The organism is Kribbella sp. NPDC056951 (assembly GCF_042674205.1).
GTDB lineage: Bacteria > Actinomycetota > Actinomycetes > Propionibacteriales > Kribbellaceae > Kribbella > Kribbella yunnanensis.
On the sequence record NZ_JBHUQZ010000005.1, the window covers coordinates 182,061 to 200,619 of the forward strand.

An 18,559-nucleotide genomic window follows, 5' to 3' on the forward strand; every position below is an offset into this window, starting at 1 on the left:
CCGCCTCCCTGTCGCACCACAAACGTGTAACGGCCCGGCCCTTGTGGAACACAAGTTTTGGCCGGGCCGCCCGGACAGACTTTCAGGGATCGGCTGTTACCGTCGAGTCGGGGTGCCAGTTCGGTGTGGCGGGGTCAGTTGGCAGAGGTCAGAATCCAGCGCTGGCAGGGCCCGTTCCAGTAGGTGTAGGTGATCACGTCGGCACCGGCCGCCGCGCTGCAATGGGCCACGTCCATCGCGCGGCCGGACTTGTTCTGCAGGATGCTCCAGGAGCCGTCGATCGCCGGTTCGATCCGCCAGCCCTGGCATTCCACGCTGTCACTGGGCGTGATCGGTACCAGTGGTGACCCGAGCCCACCCGGGCAGCCCTGGACATCCACGTTCTTCTGGGAGTTCGGGTCGTAGATCTGGTAGATGTCGTCACCCTTCGGCACGATCTGCCAGCGCTGGCAAGGGCTTCCCGGGACCCAGTCCCACATCCGGATCTCGGTGCTCGCCGGATTCGTCCCGCAGTCCTGGATGTCCAGCACCTTGCCACCACGGACCGACGCCATCTTGTAGCGCCCGGCCAGCGACTGCCCGGTGAACACCGGCCGCAGAATCCACTGCTGGCCGGCATCCGCCGTACAGGTCTGCTGCACCACCGGTACGGCGTTGCCCAGCGAGCTCCCGCGGACACCGGCGCACTTGCCGCTGTGCGCGAACCGCAGCCGAACCACCGTGTCGTAACTGCTTCCTTCCAGGTACTCCACGGTCATCTGCTGGTTACCGGTCCCGGAGCACGGCCACTGCAGCAGCGGTACGTCGTCACCGAGCGACATGTTCTCGACGTCGACGCAGCGTGGTTTGCCGTCGTCCTTCACGCCGTTCCCGTGCACGGTCTGGACTTCGAACTGGTCCGTGCCGGCGATCGGGTTGAGCCGGAACCGCTGCTGGATGTTCCCGTTGCACTCGTACTGGTGCACCGGCGCAGCGTCGGTCTGACTAGCCCCTGGGATGTCCAGGCACTCGCTGCTGTGCCGGGCGACCAGTTCGTAGGCCCGCCGGTCGATGTCGAACTTGGGCCCGGTCGTCGCCGCGACGGTGGTCTCCTTCCAGCCGCTGACCGGCGCGCCGAACGCCGTACCGGTCGATGTCAGTGTGGACACCTCACGGCCGCCGTCGTCCAGCGCCTGGGTCAGAGCGACGTCGTCCTTGCCGTCACTGGTGTAGTCACCGGCACTCAGCGCCGCCTTGGCCGGGTCGAGCGCACCGCGGTACCACTGCGACTCCGTCAGTGCAGTCCCGCTCGAGACGAACGCGCGCAGCGCCAGATCACTCTGTCCGTGCTCGTACATCGCCACGATGTCGTCCAGACCATCACCGTTGACGTCGGCAACGACCGGCCGGCTCTTCTCCCAGCAGTACGACGAGTTGTCGTACCAGGTGACCGGTGTCGTGGCGAACGCCGTACCGGACGACTTGCGAACCGTCACCTGGGTGCGGCAGTTGCCCAGGTTGGACATGTCGACAAGGTCGTCCTTGTTGTCACCGTCGATGTCCGCGAGCAGTGGTGCACTGCGCGACCAGTCCCCGGACGTGGAGACCCACTGCACCGGCGCACCGATGGCGGTGGGGCCACCGAGGAACAGCAGCACTCGCCAAGTGCCATTGCCGTTGTCGAGCTGGACAGCGATGTCGTCGGCGCTGTCCCCGTTGACATCACCGGAGATGATCCGGGCCGTGCTGAGCGGCCAGCCCGCAGCGCCGGAGTGCCAGACCGGGTTGGACTGGGTGACGTACCGGTTGCCGTCGGACTTCAGCAGGTATGCACCGATCCGTCGGCCGGCCTCCTCCCTGAACAGGACGATATCGGCCCGGCCGTCCTTGTCGAAGTCGCCTTGGACCGGACGGGTCTTGTAGAGCGCGTAACCGCCGTTCTCGCCGGAGTCCCAGGCGAACGTGCCGGTCTGCAGCCCACCTGGCTTGGACAGCACGTTCCAGACCCCGGTGCGGCCCCAGCCATGGTCGAGCACCGCACTGACGTCTGCCCGGCCGTCACCGTTGATGTCTCCACGTACCCGCGGGATCGGATTCGAGTTGCTCGCGGCCAGCAGGTCGTAGCCGAGCCCGACTGCGCTCGAGTTGCCGGCCCGGTCGACGGCCCGGACGAACAACGTCGACTCCGGGATCCCGGTCTGCGGATTCGGCCACACGGTCACCGGAAGCTTCGCCGTACCGTCCGGGCCGATCTTGATCCGGGACAGGATCGCGTCCTGAGTGAAGCCGTACAGGAACTCCGCCACATCGGTGTCGCCGGAGCCGGGGCGCAGCGTCACGACGCCAGTGGTCTTGGCCGGGATCCCGTCCTCACCGTTGTTCGGGAAGTCACTGGACGACACCTGCGCGACCTTCGGCGGCGTGGAGTCGAGGATGAAGTAGCAGCGAGTGGTCTCGTCCCCGAACTCGATCCCGTCGTCCGGGATGCCATCGTTGCTACTGGCAACGTAGTAGTACGGAACGCCGGCCGACAGCGCGGTGCTCGGCACCTGCGGCCAGGCGAACGCCGCACCGGAGGTCGTCAGACTCGATGTCGAGTCGTAGACCGCCGCGTCGTTGTCGGCCCGGCGGATGGACAGCTTGGTGGTGACGTTGTCGTTGTCCGGGTCGCTGGCGACCGCACTGAAGGTCGGCGGTACCAGACCGGTCACCACGGTCGGCGCCTGCGCTGTCCCGCACGGACGTGGCCGGGTGAAGTTCAGCTTGATCGGCGGCCGCGGCGCGTTGTTGTAGGTGACCCGCAGCTCCGCGGTGCCCGGGTGGAACTTCTTCCACTGGTACTGACTGCCCTCGTTCGGTGCCCGCAGTCCGAACGTCGCTGTCAGGCCTCGACTCCCGGCAACGTCCTGGACCATGGATTTCACCGCTGGACTGGTGAAGATCATCTCCTGGTCCGGCTGTCCTGCATCGGTATTGGCATTGCCACTGGCCTGGGCCAACTGGTTCAGCCAGTGGCCTCCGGAGTTGTTCCACTTCAACGGCACACTCGGGTCGATCGCCTTGGTCGACCAGAGGTCGGTCGGTGTCGCACCAGTGGCCGACGAGTGGTTCAGCATGATCCGGAAGCCTGCCGCCACGATCCTCGATCCGGCGAGCTTGGTGGTGTCGAACTGGAAGAACGAGCGGTAGCGGACAGTGCCGCCCCACGCGAAGCCGACCTTGGCGCCTTCGTCACGGTCGTAGTTCCAGTAGGACTGGTCGGCGGCCATCTCGTTGACATGCGTCCAGAACTGGTGGCCGATGGACCACGGAGGGTCGATGTAGACCGGGTACTTGGTCGTCGCCGCCGTGAGCAGCTTCCGGTCCGGTACGACGCGCAGGCCGGACTCGGTGCGGACAGTGCGCATGACTGCTCGCCGAGACTCCTGTGCGCCGCTCTTCCGAACCGCGGCCGCTGCTCCGTTGCTGTCCCACATGACTGCCCGGTCACCGGACAGGACGGTGCGGTTCTTGTTGTCAACGGCAACGGTCGAGCCGTCCGGCCGGACCCGGACCTGCAGCCCGGTGGTGGTCAGGCCGACGTCGACGGTACGCAGCCGCTCGGCAGCGGCCCGGTTCTTGACGACCAGGACCTGTGCGACCCCGTCGGCCTCGGCGCGCAGCTTCAGGTCGACTCCCGGATAGACCTCCGGGTACGTCGCCGTGTCGCCGTCGAGCACAGGTTTCGGCAGCACGGACGGCCAGGTGAGCCGGAGCCGGTTCGCACCGGCACCGATACTGACCATCGCGCGGTCGCCGCCTCCGGACAGCACCAGGTCGGTCACGGTTGCACCAGGGCGGACAGTGCCGTCCTTGGTACGCCGCAGGGTCGTGCTGATCGGTGCCCACTCCTTACCGCGCCGGGCACGCACCGGCGCCGGGTGCGCGACCAACGTGTGGTTTCCGTCAGGTTCGACGTACACCTCGGTGCTCTCGGTCCGCAGGTGCGTCAGCTCGGCTCGCTCGCGGGGTGCGGCGGCCGGGGCCTCGGCTGAGCGAGGTACCCCAGCCTCGACCTGCGGTACTCCGACCGCGGGAAAGGCGAGGAGCAGCGCAACCGCTGCCAGGCCTGCCCGCTTAGCTGAACCACTTGAAGGCATCCACGATCCTCCGGAGGACATCACCGACCAGCACCCCCTTCCAGCCCTTGCCCGAGCCCGACATCGAGGAGAAGTCCTTGCTGTCGTACGGCTTCTGCCACTTCGGCGAACCGTCCGGGTACCGCACGGGGTCGGGGTTGACCTCCTTCTGGGTCTCGTTCTTCCAGTCCCCGCGCTTGGGATTGCCCATCTGCTCGTTGAGCCGTTCCTGGATCTCGTCCATCCGGCGCTTCATCTCGGCCTGCTCCTGCGACCTGCGCTCGCGCTCGGCCTTGATGCGTTCACTGGCGTTGCCGCGGGTCGGCTTCTCCGGTTTGTTGCCCGGCCGGTCCGGTTTGTTCGGCTTGTTCGGCGGTTTGGGCGTCTCCGGCTTGTTCGGTGGCTTGGGGGTCTCCGGTTTGGGTTTGACCACGTCCGGCTTGCGCACCGGCTTCTTGATCTTGTCCGCGATCCGTTTGAAGATCCACTTGATCTTGTTGACGATCCGGACCGTGAACTGCACGATGCGTTGCTCGATGAACTTCCAGACCGTGCGGAACGTCTCGACCCACCGTTCCACCCGTCTGGTGATCTTCTCCCACAGCCAGGTGAAGAAGTTCTTGACCATCTCGATGACCAGCTCGATCACCTTGACCAGGATCATCACGATCAGCACCACCGCGATGATGGCCATCACGATGATGAACGCCATTTCCAGCACCGCGATGACCACCGGGATCGCCAGCACCGCGGCCCGGCCGTCGGAGTCGTCGAAGACGACGGGGTTGTTGTTGGCGTAGGAGTAGGCGTTCAGCTGGCCCGGTTCCTCCGGATCGATCTCCGGGTCGACGGAGATGAACCGCCCGATCGCCGGGTCGTACTCGCGGGCGCCGAGATGGACCAGCCCGGTCCCCGGGTCCTCGGTCCCCTTGTGGAATCCGCGCTGCCCCGGCCAGTCGGTCGGCGCGGTCCCCCGCGTCTGCCCGTACGGCGTCGTCCGGCGCCGCTGCACTGACTGGTTGCCGGCGTCGACCACGATGTTCGGTGTCCCGTGCAGGTCACTCAGCAGCCAGCTCAGTTTGCCGTTGGTCCGTACGGCGACCACGTCGTCGCCGAAGGTGTAGTACCGGGTGCCGTGCAGCTTGCCGTCGGTACCGAGCAGGATCTCGGTCTCACCGAGGTACAGCGTGGTACCGCTGGCGTCCCTGCGCAGCATCCGGTTGCCTTCACCGTCGTACACGAACGACGTGCCCTTGCTGCTGCTCTCCAGCTTGCCCTCGTCCGTCCACTTCAGCGTCTCGGTGTTACCACCCTTCGTGCGAGTGGTCAGGTTGCCGGTCTTGTCGTAGCCGTAGTCGGTGGTTGCCGTCCCACTGGGCCCGGTTGTCGTGACGCTCTTGAGGGCATTCGGGGACACCCCCGTACCGCCGTACGTGTAAGCACTGGTGGTGGTTGCGCCGGCGGGCGTGGTGCTCTTCTCGCTCAGCCGGTTGCCGACCTTGTCGAACGTCCAGCTCTGCCAGTACGCCGCTGGGCCGCCCAAGCCGGCCGCAGTCGGCGCAGCCGTGCAGTCGCCCGACTCCGGCGTCCAGGCTTCGGTCAGTCGCCGCTGATGGTCGTAGGTGAAGCACTGGGTATCGGTGGCCTCAGCAGTAGCGGATGCCGAGCCGTCGACCGCCTTCGTGATGTTTCCAGCCGGGTCGTAGGAGTACTGCGTGTCCGAGATCCGCCTGGCCGACGTCTCCCGGTCGGTGATCACTCTGGTCACCCGCCGGGTACCGTACTCGTACTCGAACTTCTGCTGCACCCAGCGACCGTTGGCCGCGCCGAGTGTGAGTGTCTGGGTCTCCTCCAGAGCGGTGTAGCTGCTGTTCCGCACGTACGTGCCCAGCTCACTGCTCATCGCTGTCGGCAGACTCTGGTCGTTGTAGGTCAGCGACAGCTTCTCCGCGGCCAGATCACCCACAGCGGGCAGCGAACGACTCTCGAGCTTCCCATCGGTCGTGTAGGTCTGGGCGATGTTGTACGTCCCGGCCAGCGCGCCTTCCGATGCCGGAAGCGTCAACGACTGCCCGGTCGGTCGACCGGCACTGTCGTAACCGGTGACGGCCGAGGTGTAGGCCTTGCCGTCGACGTAGCGGGTGGTCGAGGTCGGCTTGCCCATGGCGAGCGAGTCGTACTTCCACTCGATCTGGACCGGCCCGGTGTCCGATCCGCTGCGTTGGGTGCTCTTGCGCCCCAGCTCGTCGTACGTGAACGCGGTGGTGATCCCACGCGCGTCGGTACTGGACGTGATCTGGTCACCCGGGTTGAAGGTGAAGGTCGTCTTGCCACGGTCGGGATCGGTCTCGGAGATCCGCCTGCCGCGGACGTCGTACTCGTAGCTCCAGATGTTGCCCGCGGGGTCGGTGATCGACTTCAGTTGGCCGAGCGCGGTGTAGGTGTACTTCGTGCTGTCGTAGGCACCACTCCACGTGTCACCGGTGTACTGCCGCTGCTCGACCAGCCGGCCGCGGGCATCGGTGATGCGAGTCGTCGGCGCCTGTCCTTGGGGCGGGTCGATGCTCTGCCGGGTCGCCGTCGTCTCGTGTTTGGTGCGGAACTTCTCCTGGCCCTCGGACAGGAAGATCTGCGCCACCGGGCGATCCGCGCCGTCGTACTGGGTCACGTCCAACTTCGGGATCGCGGTGTCGCCGACGTACAGGATGTCCGTGCCCGGACTGCCGGCCGCGAGGTAGGCGCCGGACACGATGGTGCGCTTGCCGCGGCTGTCGTAGCGGTAGTCGGTCACGAGGCGCTCACCGGCCGGTGTGGCCTCTTGGGTCTGCCGGATGCGCTGCAGTCCGTCGAACAGCTCGTACGTCGTGTCGAACCGGTTCTCGGCGAGCCGCGACTTGGTGATGACCGCGGACGACCCCTCACCGCGCAGCAGGTACTCCTTCTCGACGTCCGGTGAGGTGGTGGCCTTGGGGTGACCTGCGTGCCAGATCTTCGACGTCCGGCCGACCGGGTCCAGAGCGATCTCGGCCCGCAACCCGTCGGTGGACACCTGGGCGATCTGCTCGCCCCACGCCGGCTCGTACTCCTCTGCGGCCTGCATACCGTTCGGGGCGGTCCGGACGACCTTCGTCGTCGGCCCGTAGCCCGGGTTGAAGGCCACTCGCGTCGTCTGGTTCAACGCGTTGGTGACACTCGTCCGGCGGCCGTACTCGTCGTACGTCGCAGTGAACACGGTCTCGTACGTCGGATTGCCGTTGCTGTCGTGTCCGGTCAGCCGCTCGCCCTTGGTGGGCACACCGCGCGTCGGGGTGGCCGCCAGCGAGGTGTGGTCGTCGAAGAACATTCGCTCGTCACTGAGCACCTGAGCAGGGGTCCAGTCCTTGACATCGCAGCCGACCGAGACCGTCTGCTCGCGGCTGAGCAGTTCCTGCAGGCCGGCGGCCGGGTTGTCCAGGTACTCGTACCGCGTACACGTGTCGTCGTTCGTGGTGTTCACGTCGTTGGCCAGGTGCTTCGACAGCAGGCGGCCCTTGGCGTCGTACTCATGACGGTTCGCGATGTTCAGCGTGCCGCCGTCGACTGCCTGGTACTGCGTAGCTCCCTTCTGGGCAGTCAGATACGAGTACCGCGTGCCCCACGGCTTCGTCTCGGTGGCCGTCGGCTCCGGCGAACGCCAGAAGTCGTTGATCGACTTGTTGACCACAGCGGCGCCGTTGTAGGTGATCTGCTCACGCACCTGGCCCGAGAACTCCGCGGTGTCCTCCACCGACGTACCGGTCGAGTCGGTGATCTTCACCGTCCGGACTCCGCCGTTGGCGTCCTTGTCGCCGTTCATCCCCCGGAAGTACTGCGTCTCTTCGGTGGACTGGGTCTCGCCGGCGGCGCCCTTGATCACCTTGACCTTCTCGTAGCCCCGCCACTCGTTCCAGGTTTTCGTGGTGGTCTCGGACAGACCGTCCTGCTCGTCGAAGTGCCAGGCGGGTGTGCCGACGTACTGGACCTTCGTCGTGACGGGAATCGGGGCCGCCGGCACCGTGGTGGCCGCGCTGCGATCCACCTCGTTTGTTTCGTTCACGACGTACTTGTGGAACCAGTCCTGACGCTCTGCCTGGTTCGGTGGCGTCCACTTCTGCGGCCGGCACAGGCGGGTGTTGTTGGCCGGGTCCGGGAGGGACGTCGGCGTACAGTCCTTCAGCGAGTAGCCGACCGCCAGGTCGCCACCGGTGCCGTAGTGGACCTTGTCGATCCGGTACCAGATCAGGCTGGGCAGGTTCGGGTCGGCGGGGTTCACCCGGTTGTCCATGCCGACGCCGTCGAAGTTCGTCTCCGGCATCTGCACGTCGCCACCGACCCGGCCGGTCTGCGTGACGCCTTCCAGCCACAGCGCCCGGCCACTGCCTGCGCCGGTCGTGTACTCGTGCCGCAAGTCCCAGGTCTGTACGTCGGTGAACGCATTGTCGCGCCACACCTGCGTGGTGATCCGGCTCAGCCGCTTCTGCGTCCAGAACGACGGCGTGAAGTGGTTGTCGCAGTTGCTGGTGCTGGCGCAGTTGAGGTCCCAGGGAGTGTCCGGGTACGTCGCCGGCTGACCCGGACCGCAGTTCGTGCCCTCGCAGCGCTCGGCCGGAGTGAACAGGACCCGGCCGATCGCCTTCTGGCTGTAGACCTGTCCATCCCGCTGGCCGTACTCGATGGACTTCAGGATGCTGTTGCGCGCATACGAGCTGACTGCCGTCGCAGTCATGTTGCGGGCGTAGTTGTTGGTCTCGACGTCGTAGAACAGGCTCATCGTGTTGCCGTGCCGGTCCACCACGTAGTCCAGCTGCCAGCGGTACGCCTGCTGGCACCACGAGTCCGCGAAGGCGGTCCGGTTGCACTGCTCGCCGGCGTTGTTGCCGAACACCGGCATGGTCAGGGCGGACCGGGTCTCGGGCTGTCCGGACGTCCAGCCCGGCAAGCGGTTCAGACCGAAGTAGAACTTCGAGCCGTCCTTGGTGGTGACGCGCCAGTACTCGCCCTTGTCCTTCGCGACCAAGCCCTCGTCGCCGTTGGCCGCGCCCCAGAACTTCTCGATCACGGTGCCGTCGTCACCTTGCATCCGCCAGGTCTCCGACGTGTCGGTCTTCGACACCAGCAACAGGTCGCCGGACTTACCGGTCATGGCGATGCTGGCGTTCTCCGTCGCGAAGCACTGGTCGCCGGTCGACCGGGTGCCGTTGTTGCCCGGGTCCTTCGAACACGACTTGAACCGGCGCTCGATCGCGCCACCGCCGCTGATGTCGAAACCCTGCCCGGCCGCGGACACCTGGTTGTTCGTGGCCGAGGTGAGCCCGTCAAGAGAGCCGGACGAGTACTGCAGCGCCACCGACGGCTGCGGACCACCGATCCCCGGCGGCGCCTCCATCGGGAGCGACCACTCGAACGCACCGGACGGTCCGCCGATACTCCACTTCGCAGCGCCACCACTCAGGTCCCCGCGAGCGTAGTCACCGCCACCGCCGGATTCGGCTGCCGCCAGCATCAACGTCGACGTCGCGGGCACCTCTGCCTGGACGGTCCCGTCGCCCTTGTTGCTGCTCGCATAGGACTTGCCGGTCTTGGCGTCGTACAGCCGGAGCCGGTTCGACCAGCCACCGCCGTAGGTGTCCGCGAACTCTGCGTAACCCACGGTCAGCCGAACAGTCCCGGCAGCCTTGCTGCCATCCGCCCGGCGCACGTCGACCTGCATCCGGTCGCCACGCCGGCCACTGATCGCGACCTCCACCTTCGCCGGACCGCCGGCTGCACCGTTGGCCATCCACGCCTTGGTGGCTCGAGCACCGGCACTCACCCAGACGGGCAGACTTCCGGCCCGTTCCGTGGCGACCTCCGGCTCCCCCGACAGTACGGCGTTCCACCGGCCCAGCGCCGTACCGCCGCCCGGTGTGGGGACGGCGGCCGCTGCCGAACCTGCGGCGGGCCAGCTCGTCCGGAGCTCCTTCTTGCGGGTCGCGTCGACCATCGCCGGGTCGACCGGGCGCGGTACGGGCTTCGACGTGACGCCCTTGACCGGCTTGTCCTTGCGGAGCGCGACCGGCTTGTCCGGTTCGGGGGCGACGGCGGCCGCTGTCAGACCGGACTGCTGACTGCCGACGACCAGGGACAGGCCGACAACTCCGGTCAGTACAGTACGAACGAGTGGGCGGACTCGACGTCCGATGCGTGGGGTGGACGGATCCGGCATGCGGGTTCTCCTCGCTCACGGGCGTGAGCCAAGCGTGCAGGCTGAACCGTTGCCGTGCGACGGTTTCGATCCGTCTGGAAATCGTCACCGACAGTGATGTCTTTAGAGGGGAACGGCATGACGAACGGAACCGCAGTGATCGAACAGCTCCGGCAGAACGTCACCGGGCCGGTGCTGACGCCGGAGGACGAAGGCTTCGCGGCGGAGCTGGCCGGGTTCAGGCTCAATGCGGAGCACAGTCCGGAGGTTGTCGTCGGGATCACCTCGACGAGCGACGCCGCGGCCGTGGTCGCCGCGGCGAACGAGGCCGGTACGCCGATCCACGTGCTGGCCACGGGGCACGGGCCGTTGCACGTGACCGAGGGTGTCGTGATCACGACCTCGCGGCTCAACGGTGTGACCGTCGACCCGGCCACGAAGATCGCGCACATCGAGGCGGGTTGCCGCTGGGGTGAGGTGGTCGCGGCGGCGGCTGAGCATGGGCTCGCACCGATCACCGGCGCGTCCGCGACGGTCGGCTGTGTCGGGATGCTGCTGGGCGGTGGGTTGGGGCCGCTGGCGCGGACGTTCGGGGTCGCGTCCGACTGGGTGCGTGCCTTCGAGCTTGTCACCGGCGCGGGTGAGGTGGTGACCGCGAACGCGACCGAGCACCCGGATCTGTTCTGGGCGTTGCGCGGTGGCAAGGGTGGCTTCGGCGTCGTCACTTCGGTGGACGTCGAGCTGGTCGAGCTGACCACCCTGTACGGCGGCTCGGTCTTCTTCGACGCGCCGGAGATCGACTCCGTCGTCCGCACCTGGATCGACTGGACGACCACTCTGCCCGAGGCCGCGACCACGTCGGCGATCATCCTGCGACTGCCGCCGCTGCCGTTCATCCCCGAACCGCTGCGCGGCAAGAACGTCGTCAGCGTCCGGTTCGCGTACGTCGGTGACGCGGCGGACGGCGAGAAGCTGTTCGCCCCGATCCGGGCGGCCGGGGCGGTTCTGATCGACATGCTCGGCGAGATGCCGGCCGCGAATATCGCACAGATCCACAACGACCCGACCGAGCCGACGCTGTCCTGGGACCGCGGGGTCATGCTCGACGAACTCGACGCGGACTTCGCGGACGCCTTCCTGGGTGCGGTCGGCCCGGACCAGCAGGTGCCGTTGGTCGCGGTCGAGCTGCGACACCTCGGCGGGGCGGTCAGTCGCGACGTACCGGAGGGCAGCGCGGTCGGCGGGCGCGGTGGTGCCTACACGCTCTTCATGGTCGGGGCGCCGGACCCGAGCCTGTTCGAGACCGTCCTGCCGGCCGTGGCCGGTCAGGTGCTCGGCGGTGTGCAGAAGTGGACCTCGGCCGAGAACGCGATCAACCTCGCCGACGGCTTCGCCATCCCGGGCTCGTACGAGGCCAGCTGGCCGGCCGAGACCCGGGCCCGGCTGGACGAGGTCCGCGCGACGTACGACCCGGAGCGGCGCTTCCCGTACGGTCCGGTGAGCTAGCGGCGCGGCTTCTTCTCGTCCTTCAGGCGGGCGGCCTCGGCCCGGACGTCCGCCTGAATGCCCCGCTCGTGCTCGAGCCAGTCCGGGTGCTCGTCCCGGATCGCGTCGATGTCGTCGGTGGTCAGCGCGTCGGTGACCCCGGCGCGGGCCAGCCCGCTGATCGAGACGCCGAGCCGGGCGGCCACCACCGAGCGCGGGTGCGGGCCGTGCTGCCGCAGCTCCTGCAGCCACTCCGGCGGGTTGTTCTGCAGCTCCGTCAGCTCCTCCCGGGAGATGAACCCGTCCTGGAACTCGGCCGGAGTCGCCGGAAGGTAGATGTCCAGCTTCTTCGCCGCGGTCGCGGGCTTCATGTCCTGAGAGGTCTTGCGTGCAGTCATTGAGTCAGGGTATCCCGGCTTCGACCGGTAGCCTGACCGCGTGACCGACTCCTCCTTCCGCCTCGGGTACGTACCGGGCGTGACACCGGCCAAGTGGGCGCGGATCTGGGCCGAGAGGTTGCCCCGGACACCGATCGAGCTGGTCCAGGTCGCGTCCGCCGACGCGGTCGCGCTGATCCGCGACGCCGGCGCCGAGGCGGCCCTGGTCCGGCTGCCGATCGATCGGACCGGCCTGCACGCCATCCCCCTGTACGTCGAGCAGACGGTCGTCGTGGTTCCGAAGGACCACGTGGTCACGGCGGTCGAGGAGGTCGCGCTCGAGGACCTCGCGGACGAACTGATGCTGCACGCGCAGGACGACGTACTGACGTGGGAGCAGCCGTTACCGGGCCGGGTGATCGACGAGCGGCCCGCAACGACCGCGGCGGCGATCGAGCTGGTTGCCATGGGCACCGGATTGCTCGTGGTACCGATGTCGCTGGCGCGGCTGCACCATCGCAAGGACCTCACCTTCCGGCCGCTGCTCGAGGCGCCGTCGTCCCAGGTCGCGCTGGTCTGGCCGGAGGGCGCGGACTCCGCCCTGGTGGAGGAGTTCGTCGGCATCGTCCGCGGCCGCACCGCGAACAGCACCCGCGGCAGCCGCCCGGACCCCGAAGCGAAGAAAGCCGAGCCCAAGAAGCAGCCGAGCCGGCCGCAGAAGAAGAAGTCCGCGGCGCCGAAGGGCCCGACCCCCAAGCGCAAGTATCGGCGCCGCTAGTCTTCAGTTGAGCCTTCAACTATACTGATTTCTGTCAGTCACTAGATGGGGGTATGCGATGGCGATCTTCCGGCTCAACCACGCGGTGCTGTACGTGCGCGACGTGGCCACGAGCGTCGCGTTCTACCGCGATGTCCTGGGCTTCAGCTACACCGAGGGCGGCGACGCGTACCCGACCGCGGCCTTCCTGCGCGCGCCCGACTCCACCAACGATCACGACCTCGGCCTGTTCCAGATCGGCGCCGAAGCCGGCCCGTCCGGTGCCGGCAAGACGAATGTCGGGCTGTACCACCTGGCCTGGGAGGTCGACAAGCTCGGCGACCTGACCGAGCTCTCCGCGAAGCTCCAGGCGGCCGGCGCTCTGGTCGGCTCGTCCGACCACGGCACCACGAAGTCCCTGTACGGCAAGGACCCGGATGGGCTCGAGTTCGAGATCGTCTGGATCATCCCGGCCGACCTGCTCACCGACGCCGACCGCGAACAGGGCGGGATCCGGCGGCTCGACCTCGACGCGGAAGTGGCGAAGTACGGGCAGGACGCCCGCAGCGGTGTCGGGATCTCACGCTGACCCACGGACCAGGTGCTCGCTGATCCGCAGCGATCCGGCGAGCACGGTCAGCACTGGGTTCACGCCGCCGTTCGTCACATGCACGGAGGCGTCGGCGATGTGAACGTTGTCGTGGCCCCAGACCCGGCCGTATGGATCGGTGACCGACCGGGCTGGGTCATCGCCCATCCGGCAGGTGCCTGCTTGGTGCTGACCGGTGCTGGCGCGACCCGTCGTACCAATTGATCCGACGGCTGTGCGGGTTGCACCTGCTGCGAGTAGCCACTCGTTGGCTTTCGCGCTCATGAAGGCGTGGGCGCGGACGTCCTCGGGGTGGATCGAGCCGCTGATCTTGGCGACCGGGTTGCCGAAGCGGTCTTTCAGTTGTGGGTCTACTTGGATGCGGGAGTCGGCTGAGGTCACCTCGTGGATCGGGCCGACGACGCGGAGCATTCGGCGGGCTTCGTGGCGCATGGCTTGTTTGCCAGCCAAGCCGGCGCGCGGAATCAGGCCGGCTCCGGTCAGATAGTCGTACGTCGCGGCCGGGGTCGGCACGAATTCGTTGGCCAGCATCCCGCCGCCGACGATCCCCTGGTTGCCGTGCCGGAAGTCGCAGGTCGCGATCGAGACGCCGGGACCGATCAGGTCGGCCAGCTCGTCGTCGAACAGTCCGACGGCACCGGCGTACACGTGAGCCTGCAGGTACCGGCCGACCTGGTCCTGGTTGTTGCCGAGGCCGTTCGGCTCGGCGTCGTGTGCGCTGTTGAGCAGCAGCCGCGGGGTTTCGGAAGCACCTGCGGCGACGACCACTTCGTCACACTCGATCGTGCGCCGCCAGAGCTGGCCGTCGACGAGCGCTACCCCGACGACCCGACCGTTGCGGACCACGAGGCGCTCTGCCGTGGTCTCGGTGAGCAGCGTGCAGTTGCCGGTCGCGAGGGCGGCGGGGAGCGCGGTGTTGTGGGTGCCCGACTTTGCCTCGACCGGACAGGCGAAACCAACGCACTGCCCGCAACGGACGCAGGCGGCCCGGCCCTGGTAGTCGACCGAGTTGATCAGCAGCGGTACGTCGAGCGTCCCCCAGCCAAGCGTTTTCGCAGCAGCCGCGAGGCGGTGTGCCGGGCCGGTGCGCGGCAATGGCGGCATCGGGAGCTCACGTGGTGCGTGCCACGGGTCGGTGCCACCACCGCTGACCCCGAACCGCTGCTCGGCCAACGCGTAGTACGGCGCCAGGTCGACGTACGAGATCGGCCAGTCCGCCAACCCACTCCCCTCCGGTACGCCGTACGTGCTCGCCATCCGGAAGTCCCGCGGCACGAACCGCCACGCCTGCGCGCCGTACACCCGCGTACCACCACCCACCGTGAACGCGTTGTTCCCCCACTCCCCATCCGGCGGCAACGGGTACGACGTCACCCCGTCCACGACTGCTACTCGCGGCCGCCCCTGCGGATCCGGATCAGTCACCGCCGGCAACCCAGCCACCGACCGCGGATTCCGCAGATGATCACGTGCCAGCGACGCAGTAGTCGGATACCGCCCCGCCTCAACCACCAACACCGACCGCCCAGACTCCGCAATCACCTGAGCCGCCGCACCCCCACCAGCCCCCGACCCAACCACCACCACGTCATACCGCCCCGCAAGCGCACTCCGAGGCGTAAGAGTCAGGTCGGTCGACACCGCATCCCATTCCCCCGCCACATCCGCCCGCCACCCCACCATCGACCAAGCCGACTCCCCCGCGTAGTACCCCTGGGCGATCAGCCGGACCAGCCACGCCCCATCCCCATCCGCAAGCACCCCCGCGAGCGCCGCCTCGCCCTGTCCCGCGCTCATCGCCTTCTCCGCGACCGCGAGTGCGCGGTCTATCCGAGGGCGCCAGTCCGGGCGGTCCGTCGTCAGCACTCGTTCGATGAACTCCACCGCACCGGCCTCCGCCGCGGAGGGGTAGTCGTCGGCGGGGATGGCTAGGGCTGCCAGGTGTTCGAGCACCTGCTGCTGGGACTCGGTCAGCACCACATTCGCCTCCGCCTGGTTTGTACTTGCCGGTCCATTTTTCCCGAGGAACGCTGGCCACATGGCACTCGACAACTATTACCTGCTCGGCCGCTCCGGCCTCCGCGTCAGCCGCCTGGCCCTCGGCACGATGAACTTCGGCACCGGAGGTTTCCACGCACCTTACGGCCGCACCGCCGACCAGGCCGGCGCGCTCTTCCACACCTATGTCGATGCCGGCGGCAACTTCATCGACACCGCCGACTTCTACACCGCGGGCGAGAGCGAACAGCTCCTCGGGAAACTGATCACAGAGAGCGCTCTCCGCGATCGCATCGTGCTCACCAGCAAGTTCACCAACAGCGTCGACCCCGGCAACCCCAACGCCGGGGGCAACGGCCGCAAACACATGATCCGCGCAGTCGAGGACTCACTACGCCGGCTCCAGACCGACTATCTCGACCTCTTCCTCCTGCACACCTGGGACCGCGTCACCCCGATCGACGAGGTTTTGCGCACGTTCGACGACCTCACCCGCGCCGGGAAGATCCGGTACGCCGGGCTGTCCGACGTACCGGCCTGGTACGCCGCTCGCGCGCAGAACGACGCCGTACCGATGGTCAGCCTGCAACTCCCGTACTCCCTGGCCGAGCGAACCATCGAGACCGAACACGTCGCAATGGCCCAAACACTCGGCCTAGGCATCACCGCCTGGAGCCCGCTAGCCGGCGGATTCCTCACCGGGAAATACCGCCGCGACGAACTCGAAGGTGTCTCGGGAGAAGGTCGCCTGACCGGAGAGAGCGCTCCCTCGCGTTCTTGGAGCGATCGGCACTGGGACTTGCTCAAGACCCTGGAAACAGTCGCCGACAAGCTCGGCGTGACGATGGCGCAGGTCGCGGTGAACTGGGTCGCGACCCAACCAGGCGTCGCCTCCGCAATCGTCGGCGCGAGCTCACCAGAGCAGCTCACCTCCACCATGGCCGCGCTCGACTTCGACATCCCGGCGGAGTTGCGAGCCGACCTCGACGCGGCGAGCGCCGTACCGGCCGAGTCCGTCTATCGGATGTTCACGCCGGAGTACCAAGGCTGGTTGGTCAGTGCAGGAACGAAGGTTGCCGACAAGCCGGCTGGTTATCAACCGCCGGTCGTCAACTGGTCTTGACGCGCAAATAGTCCAGGCAGAGATCGAGGGCGTACTCGAGATGCTGGGCCGAGCCCGACGACATCAGGATCGTGACCCCACCCTGGATCGCGGCCATCAACGCCCCAGCGGCACGGGTCGCATCAACATCGGCGCGGATCTCACCGGTGGCCTGCATCTCCTCGATCCCCGCCTGCAAGCGGTGCTGCCATTGCTCGAGTAGCTTCCCCGTCACCGCCTGTGCCGCGGGCGTGTGCCGTCCGATCTCGGTGATCAGTACGCCGAGCGGGCAGTGCACGCCCTGCCGCCGGTACTTCGCGACCAGCACGTCACGCCAGTCCTGCCACGCATCCCAGCTCGTCAGCCGGCCGAGCTGCGGCTCCTGATCCTCGATCACCCGCTCGGCCTCGCGCTCCGCCACGGCGAGCAGCAGCTGCTCCTTGCCGTCCGGAAAGTAGTGGAACAGCTGACTCTTCCCGGTCCCGCTGCGCTGCCCGATGTCGTCCAGCGTCACCGCGCTGATCCCGCGTTCGCGGATCTCCACCGCCGCCGCGGCCACGATCCGGTCCCTGGTCGCCAACCCCTTCGCAGTCAACACGCAGCCGACTGTACGGCGCGGGTTGTTGCGACGGCACGATGATCTGGTGAGACTGAGCCGGTGAAGGCTGACCGGCGATGGTGACGACGATCGGGGTGGTCGGGCCGTCGGACCTGGTCACCTCCACGTGCAAGATCATCGGATCCCAGCGCGGTATCGAGGTTGTACCTCTCAAATATCGCCGGGAGACCGATACTCCGAAGGTGATGGCCGATGCGCCACCGAGTGTGGACGCATGGCTGTTCACCGGTGTCGTGCCGTACCAGATCGCCGCGGCGAACGACCTGCTCGACCGCCCGGCGACCCACGTCGGGTACACCGGCGCCACGCTGCTGCGGGCGCTGGTCGAGCTGCTCGGCGACGGCCAGGACATCAAGTCGATGAGCATCGACGTCCTGGACGAGGCCCAGGTGCACGAGACGCTGGCCGAGGCCGGGCTGCCGACCCGAGGGGTCAAGGTGCTGCCGTACCGCCCCGGGCTGAGCTCGGACGACGTACTGGAGTTTCACCGGAACGCCAAGGCGACGGTGGCGATCACCTGCCTGCGGTCGGCGTACGACAAGCTTCGGGCCGAGCGGCCGACGATCCGGCTCGCGCCGTCGATCCACTCGGTGCGCAGTGCGCTGAACGGTCTGCTGCTCGTCCACGACGCGTTGCGCAGTGACGACGCTCAGATCGCGCTCGGCCTGGTGGAGATCGCCGCGGCCGGCGAGAGCGCTCTCCGGCGCGAGGCCGGCTCGCTCGGCGGCAGCGTGATCCCGTACGACGACAAGCGGTATCTCGTGATTGCGACCCGCGGACCGCTCGAGCAGGCGACCGCGTCGTTCACCGAGCTCGGGATGCTGACCCGGCTGAAGGAGCAGTTCGGGCCGGTGCGGATCGGGTTCGGGATCGGCGGTTCCGGGATCGAGACCGAGGCGCTGGCCCGTCGGGCTCTCGGCCGCGCGAAGACGGCCGGGCGGACCGCGGCGGTCGTCTCGCTGCGCAACGACATCGACCTGATCCTGGTCGGCGGCGCGACACCGCGGGCGCAGCAACGATCGAAGCTGCAGTTGCTCGCACAGCGCGCCGGGTTGTCGAAGGCAACACTCGAGCGGCTGCAGGAGCTTGTGCATTCGGAGCCGGAGGACGGGCTGACCACGCGTTCGGTGGCCGACCACCTGGGGATCCAGCCGCGCACCGCGCGGCGCGTGCTGAACCGGCTCGAGCGGGCCGGTCTCGCCGACGCGACCGGCACCCAGATCGGTACCGGCAGCGGCCGGCCGTTGGTTGTCTACCGCGTCCACCTCTGATCCAGTAGGGTCGGTGGTAATTACAGCCATGACCGTAATTA

At 67.7% G+C, this 18,559-nt stretch carries 10 protein-coding genes; 5 read left to right on the plus strand and 5 right to left on the minus strand.

The window, feature by feature from the left end; translation table 11 throughout:
• Positions 1-134 precede the first annotated feature (134 nt).
• Together ACFTSF_RS21660 and ACFTSF_RS21665 are read right to left on the minus strand one after the other, a co-directional pair.
• Entirely contained in the window at positions 135-4,118 is a 3,984-nt protein-coding gene (locus ACFTSF_RS21660) for an RICIN domain-containing protein (protein ID WP_380155476.1), read from the minus strand.
• Positions 4,096-10,320: an RHS repeat-associated core domain-containing protein gene (locus ACFTSF_RS21665; RefSeq protein ID WP_380155478.1), complete on the minus strand. Its 6,225-nt coding sequence runs from the start codon at positions 10,318-10,320 to the stop codon at positions 4,096-4,098. The genes ACFTSF_RS21660 and ACFTSF_RS21665 overlap by 23 nt, the downstream gene beginning before the upstream one ends.
• A 117-nt stretch (positions 10,321-10,437) precedes the next feature.
• On the opposite strand from ACFTSF_RS21665, the gene ACFTSF_RS21670 reads away from it, so the two are divergent.
• Entirely contained in the window at positions 10,438-11,805 is a 1,368-nt protein-coding gene (locus ACFTSF_RS21670; RefSeq protein ID WP_380155480.1) for an FAD-binding oxidoreductase, read from the plus strand.
• Here the strand turns inward: ACFTSF_RS21670 and ACFTSF_RS21675 are convergent.
• A complete protein-coding gene (locus ACFTSF_RS21675) occupies positions 11,802-12,182 on the minus strand; it encodes a DUF5997 family protein (protein WP_380155482.1) in 381 nt (126 codons plus the stop codon). The two genes, ACFTSF_RS21670 and ACFTSF_RS21675, sit on opposite strands and share 4 nt — an antisense overlap.
• Before the next feature lie 40 nt (positions 12,183-12,222).
• Between ACFTSF_RS21675 and ACFTSF_RS21680 the strand changes: the two genes are divergently transcribed.
• The gene (locus ACFTSF_RS21680) at positions 12,223-12,939 is read left to right on the plus strand and encodes a LysR substrate-binding domain-containing protein (protein ID WP_380155483.1); all 717 of its coding nucleotides are present in this window, start codon (positions 12,223-12,225) and stop codon (positions 12,937-12,939) included.
• Between the two features lie 58 nt (positions 12,940-12,997).
• Positions 12,998-13,507 (plus strand): VOC family protein, encoded by a 510-nt coding sequence (locus ACFTSF_RS21685; protein WP_344145879.1) that lies wholly within the window; start codon positions 12,998-13,000, stop codon positions 13,505-13,507.
• On the opposite strand, the gene ACFTSF_RS21690 is transcribed toward ACFTSF_RS21685, so the two are convergent.
• A complete protein-coding gene (locus ACFTSF_RS21690) occupies positions 13,499-15,505 on the minus strand; it encodes a GMC oxidoreductase (RefSeq protein ID WP_380155485.1) in 2,007 nt (668 codons plus the stop codon). The two genes, ACFTSF_RS21685 and ACFTSF_RS21690, sit on opposite strands and share 9 nt — an antisense overlap.
• Positions 15,506-15,566: 61 nt before the next feature.
• Between ACFTSF_RS21690 and ACFTSF_RS21695 the strand changes: the two genes are divergently transcribed.
• Entirely contained in the window at positions 15,567-16,649 is a 1,083-nt protein-coding gene (locus tag ACFTSF_RS21695) for an aldo/keto reductase (protein ID WP_380155486.1), read from the plus strand.
• On the opposite strand, the gene ACFTSF_RS21700 is transcribed toward ACFTSF_RS21695, so the two are convergent.
• Positions 16,636-17,226, minus strand: coding sequence for a TetR/AcrR family transcriptional regulator (locus ACFTSF_RS21700; RefSeq protein ID WP_380155488.1), 591 nt, complete (start codon positions 17,224-17,226; stop codon positions 16,636-16,638). The two genes, ACFTSF_RS21695 and ACFTSF_RS21700, sit on opposite strands and share 14 nt — an antisense overlap.
• A gap of 77 nt (positions 17,227-17,303) precedes the next feature.
• On the opposite strand from ACFTSF_RS21700, the gene ACFTSF_RS21705 reads away from it, so the two are divergent.
• Positions 17,304-18,518 (plus strand): helix-turn-helix domain-containing protein, encoded by a 1,215-nt coding sequence (locus ACFTSF_RS21705; protein ID WP_344145891.1) that lies wholly within the window; start codon positions 17,304-17,306, stop codon positions 18,516-18,518.
• Positions 18,519-18,559 lie beyond the last annotated feature (41 nt).

Coding starts and splice junctions, on each gene's coding strand:
- ACFTSF_RS21660 (WP_380155476.1), bottom strand. CDS start 4,118: ATGCCTTCAAGTGGTTCAGCTAAGCGGGCAGGCCTGGCAGCGGTTGCG.
- ACFTSF_RS21670 (WP_380155480.1), top strand. CDS start 10,438: ATGACGAACGGAACCGCAGTGATCGAACAGCTCCGGCAGAACGTCACC.
- ACFTSF_RS21675 (WP_380155482.1), bottom strand. CDS start 12,182: ATGACTGCACGCAAGACCTCTCAGGACATGAAGCCCGCGACCGCGGCG.
- ACFTSF_RS21665 (WP_380155478.1), bottom strand. CDS start 10,320: ATGCCGGATCCGTCCACCCCACGCATCGGACGTCGAGTCCGCCCACTC.
- ACFTSF_RS21695 (WP_380155486.1), top strand. CDS start 15,567: ATGGCACTCGACAACTATTACCTGCTCGGCCGCTCCGGCCTCCGCGTC.
- ACFTSF_RS21705 (WP_344145891.1), top strand. CDS start 17,304: ATGGTGACGACGATCGGGGTGGTCGGGCCGTCGGACCTGGTCACCTCC.
- ACFTSF_RS21685 (WP_344145879.1), top strand. CDS start 12,998: ATGGCGATCTTCCGGCTCAACCACGCGGTGCTGTACGTGCGCGACGTG.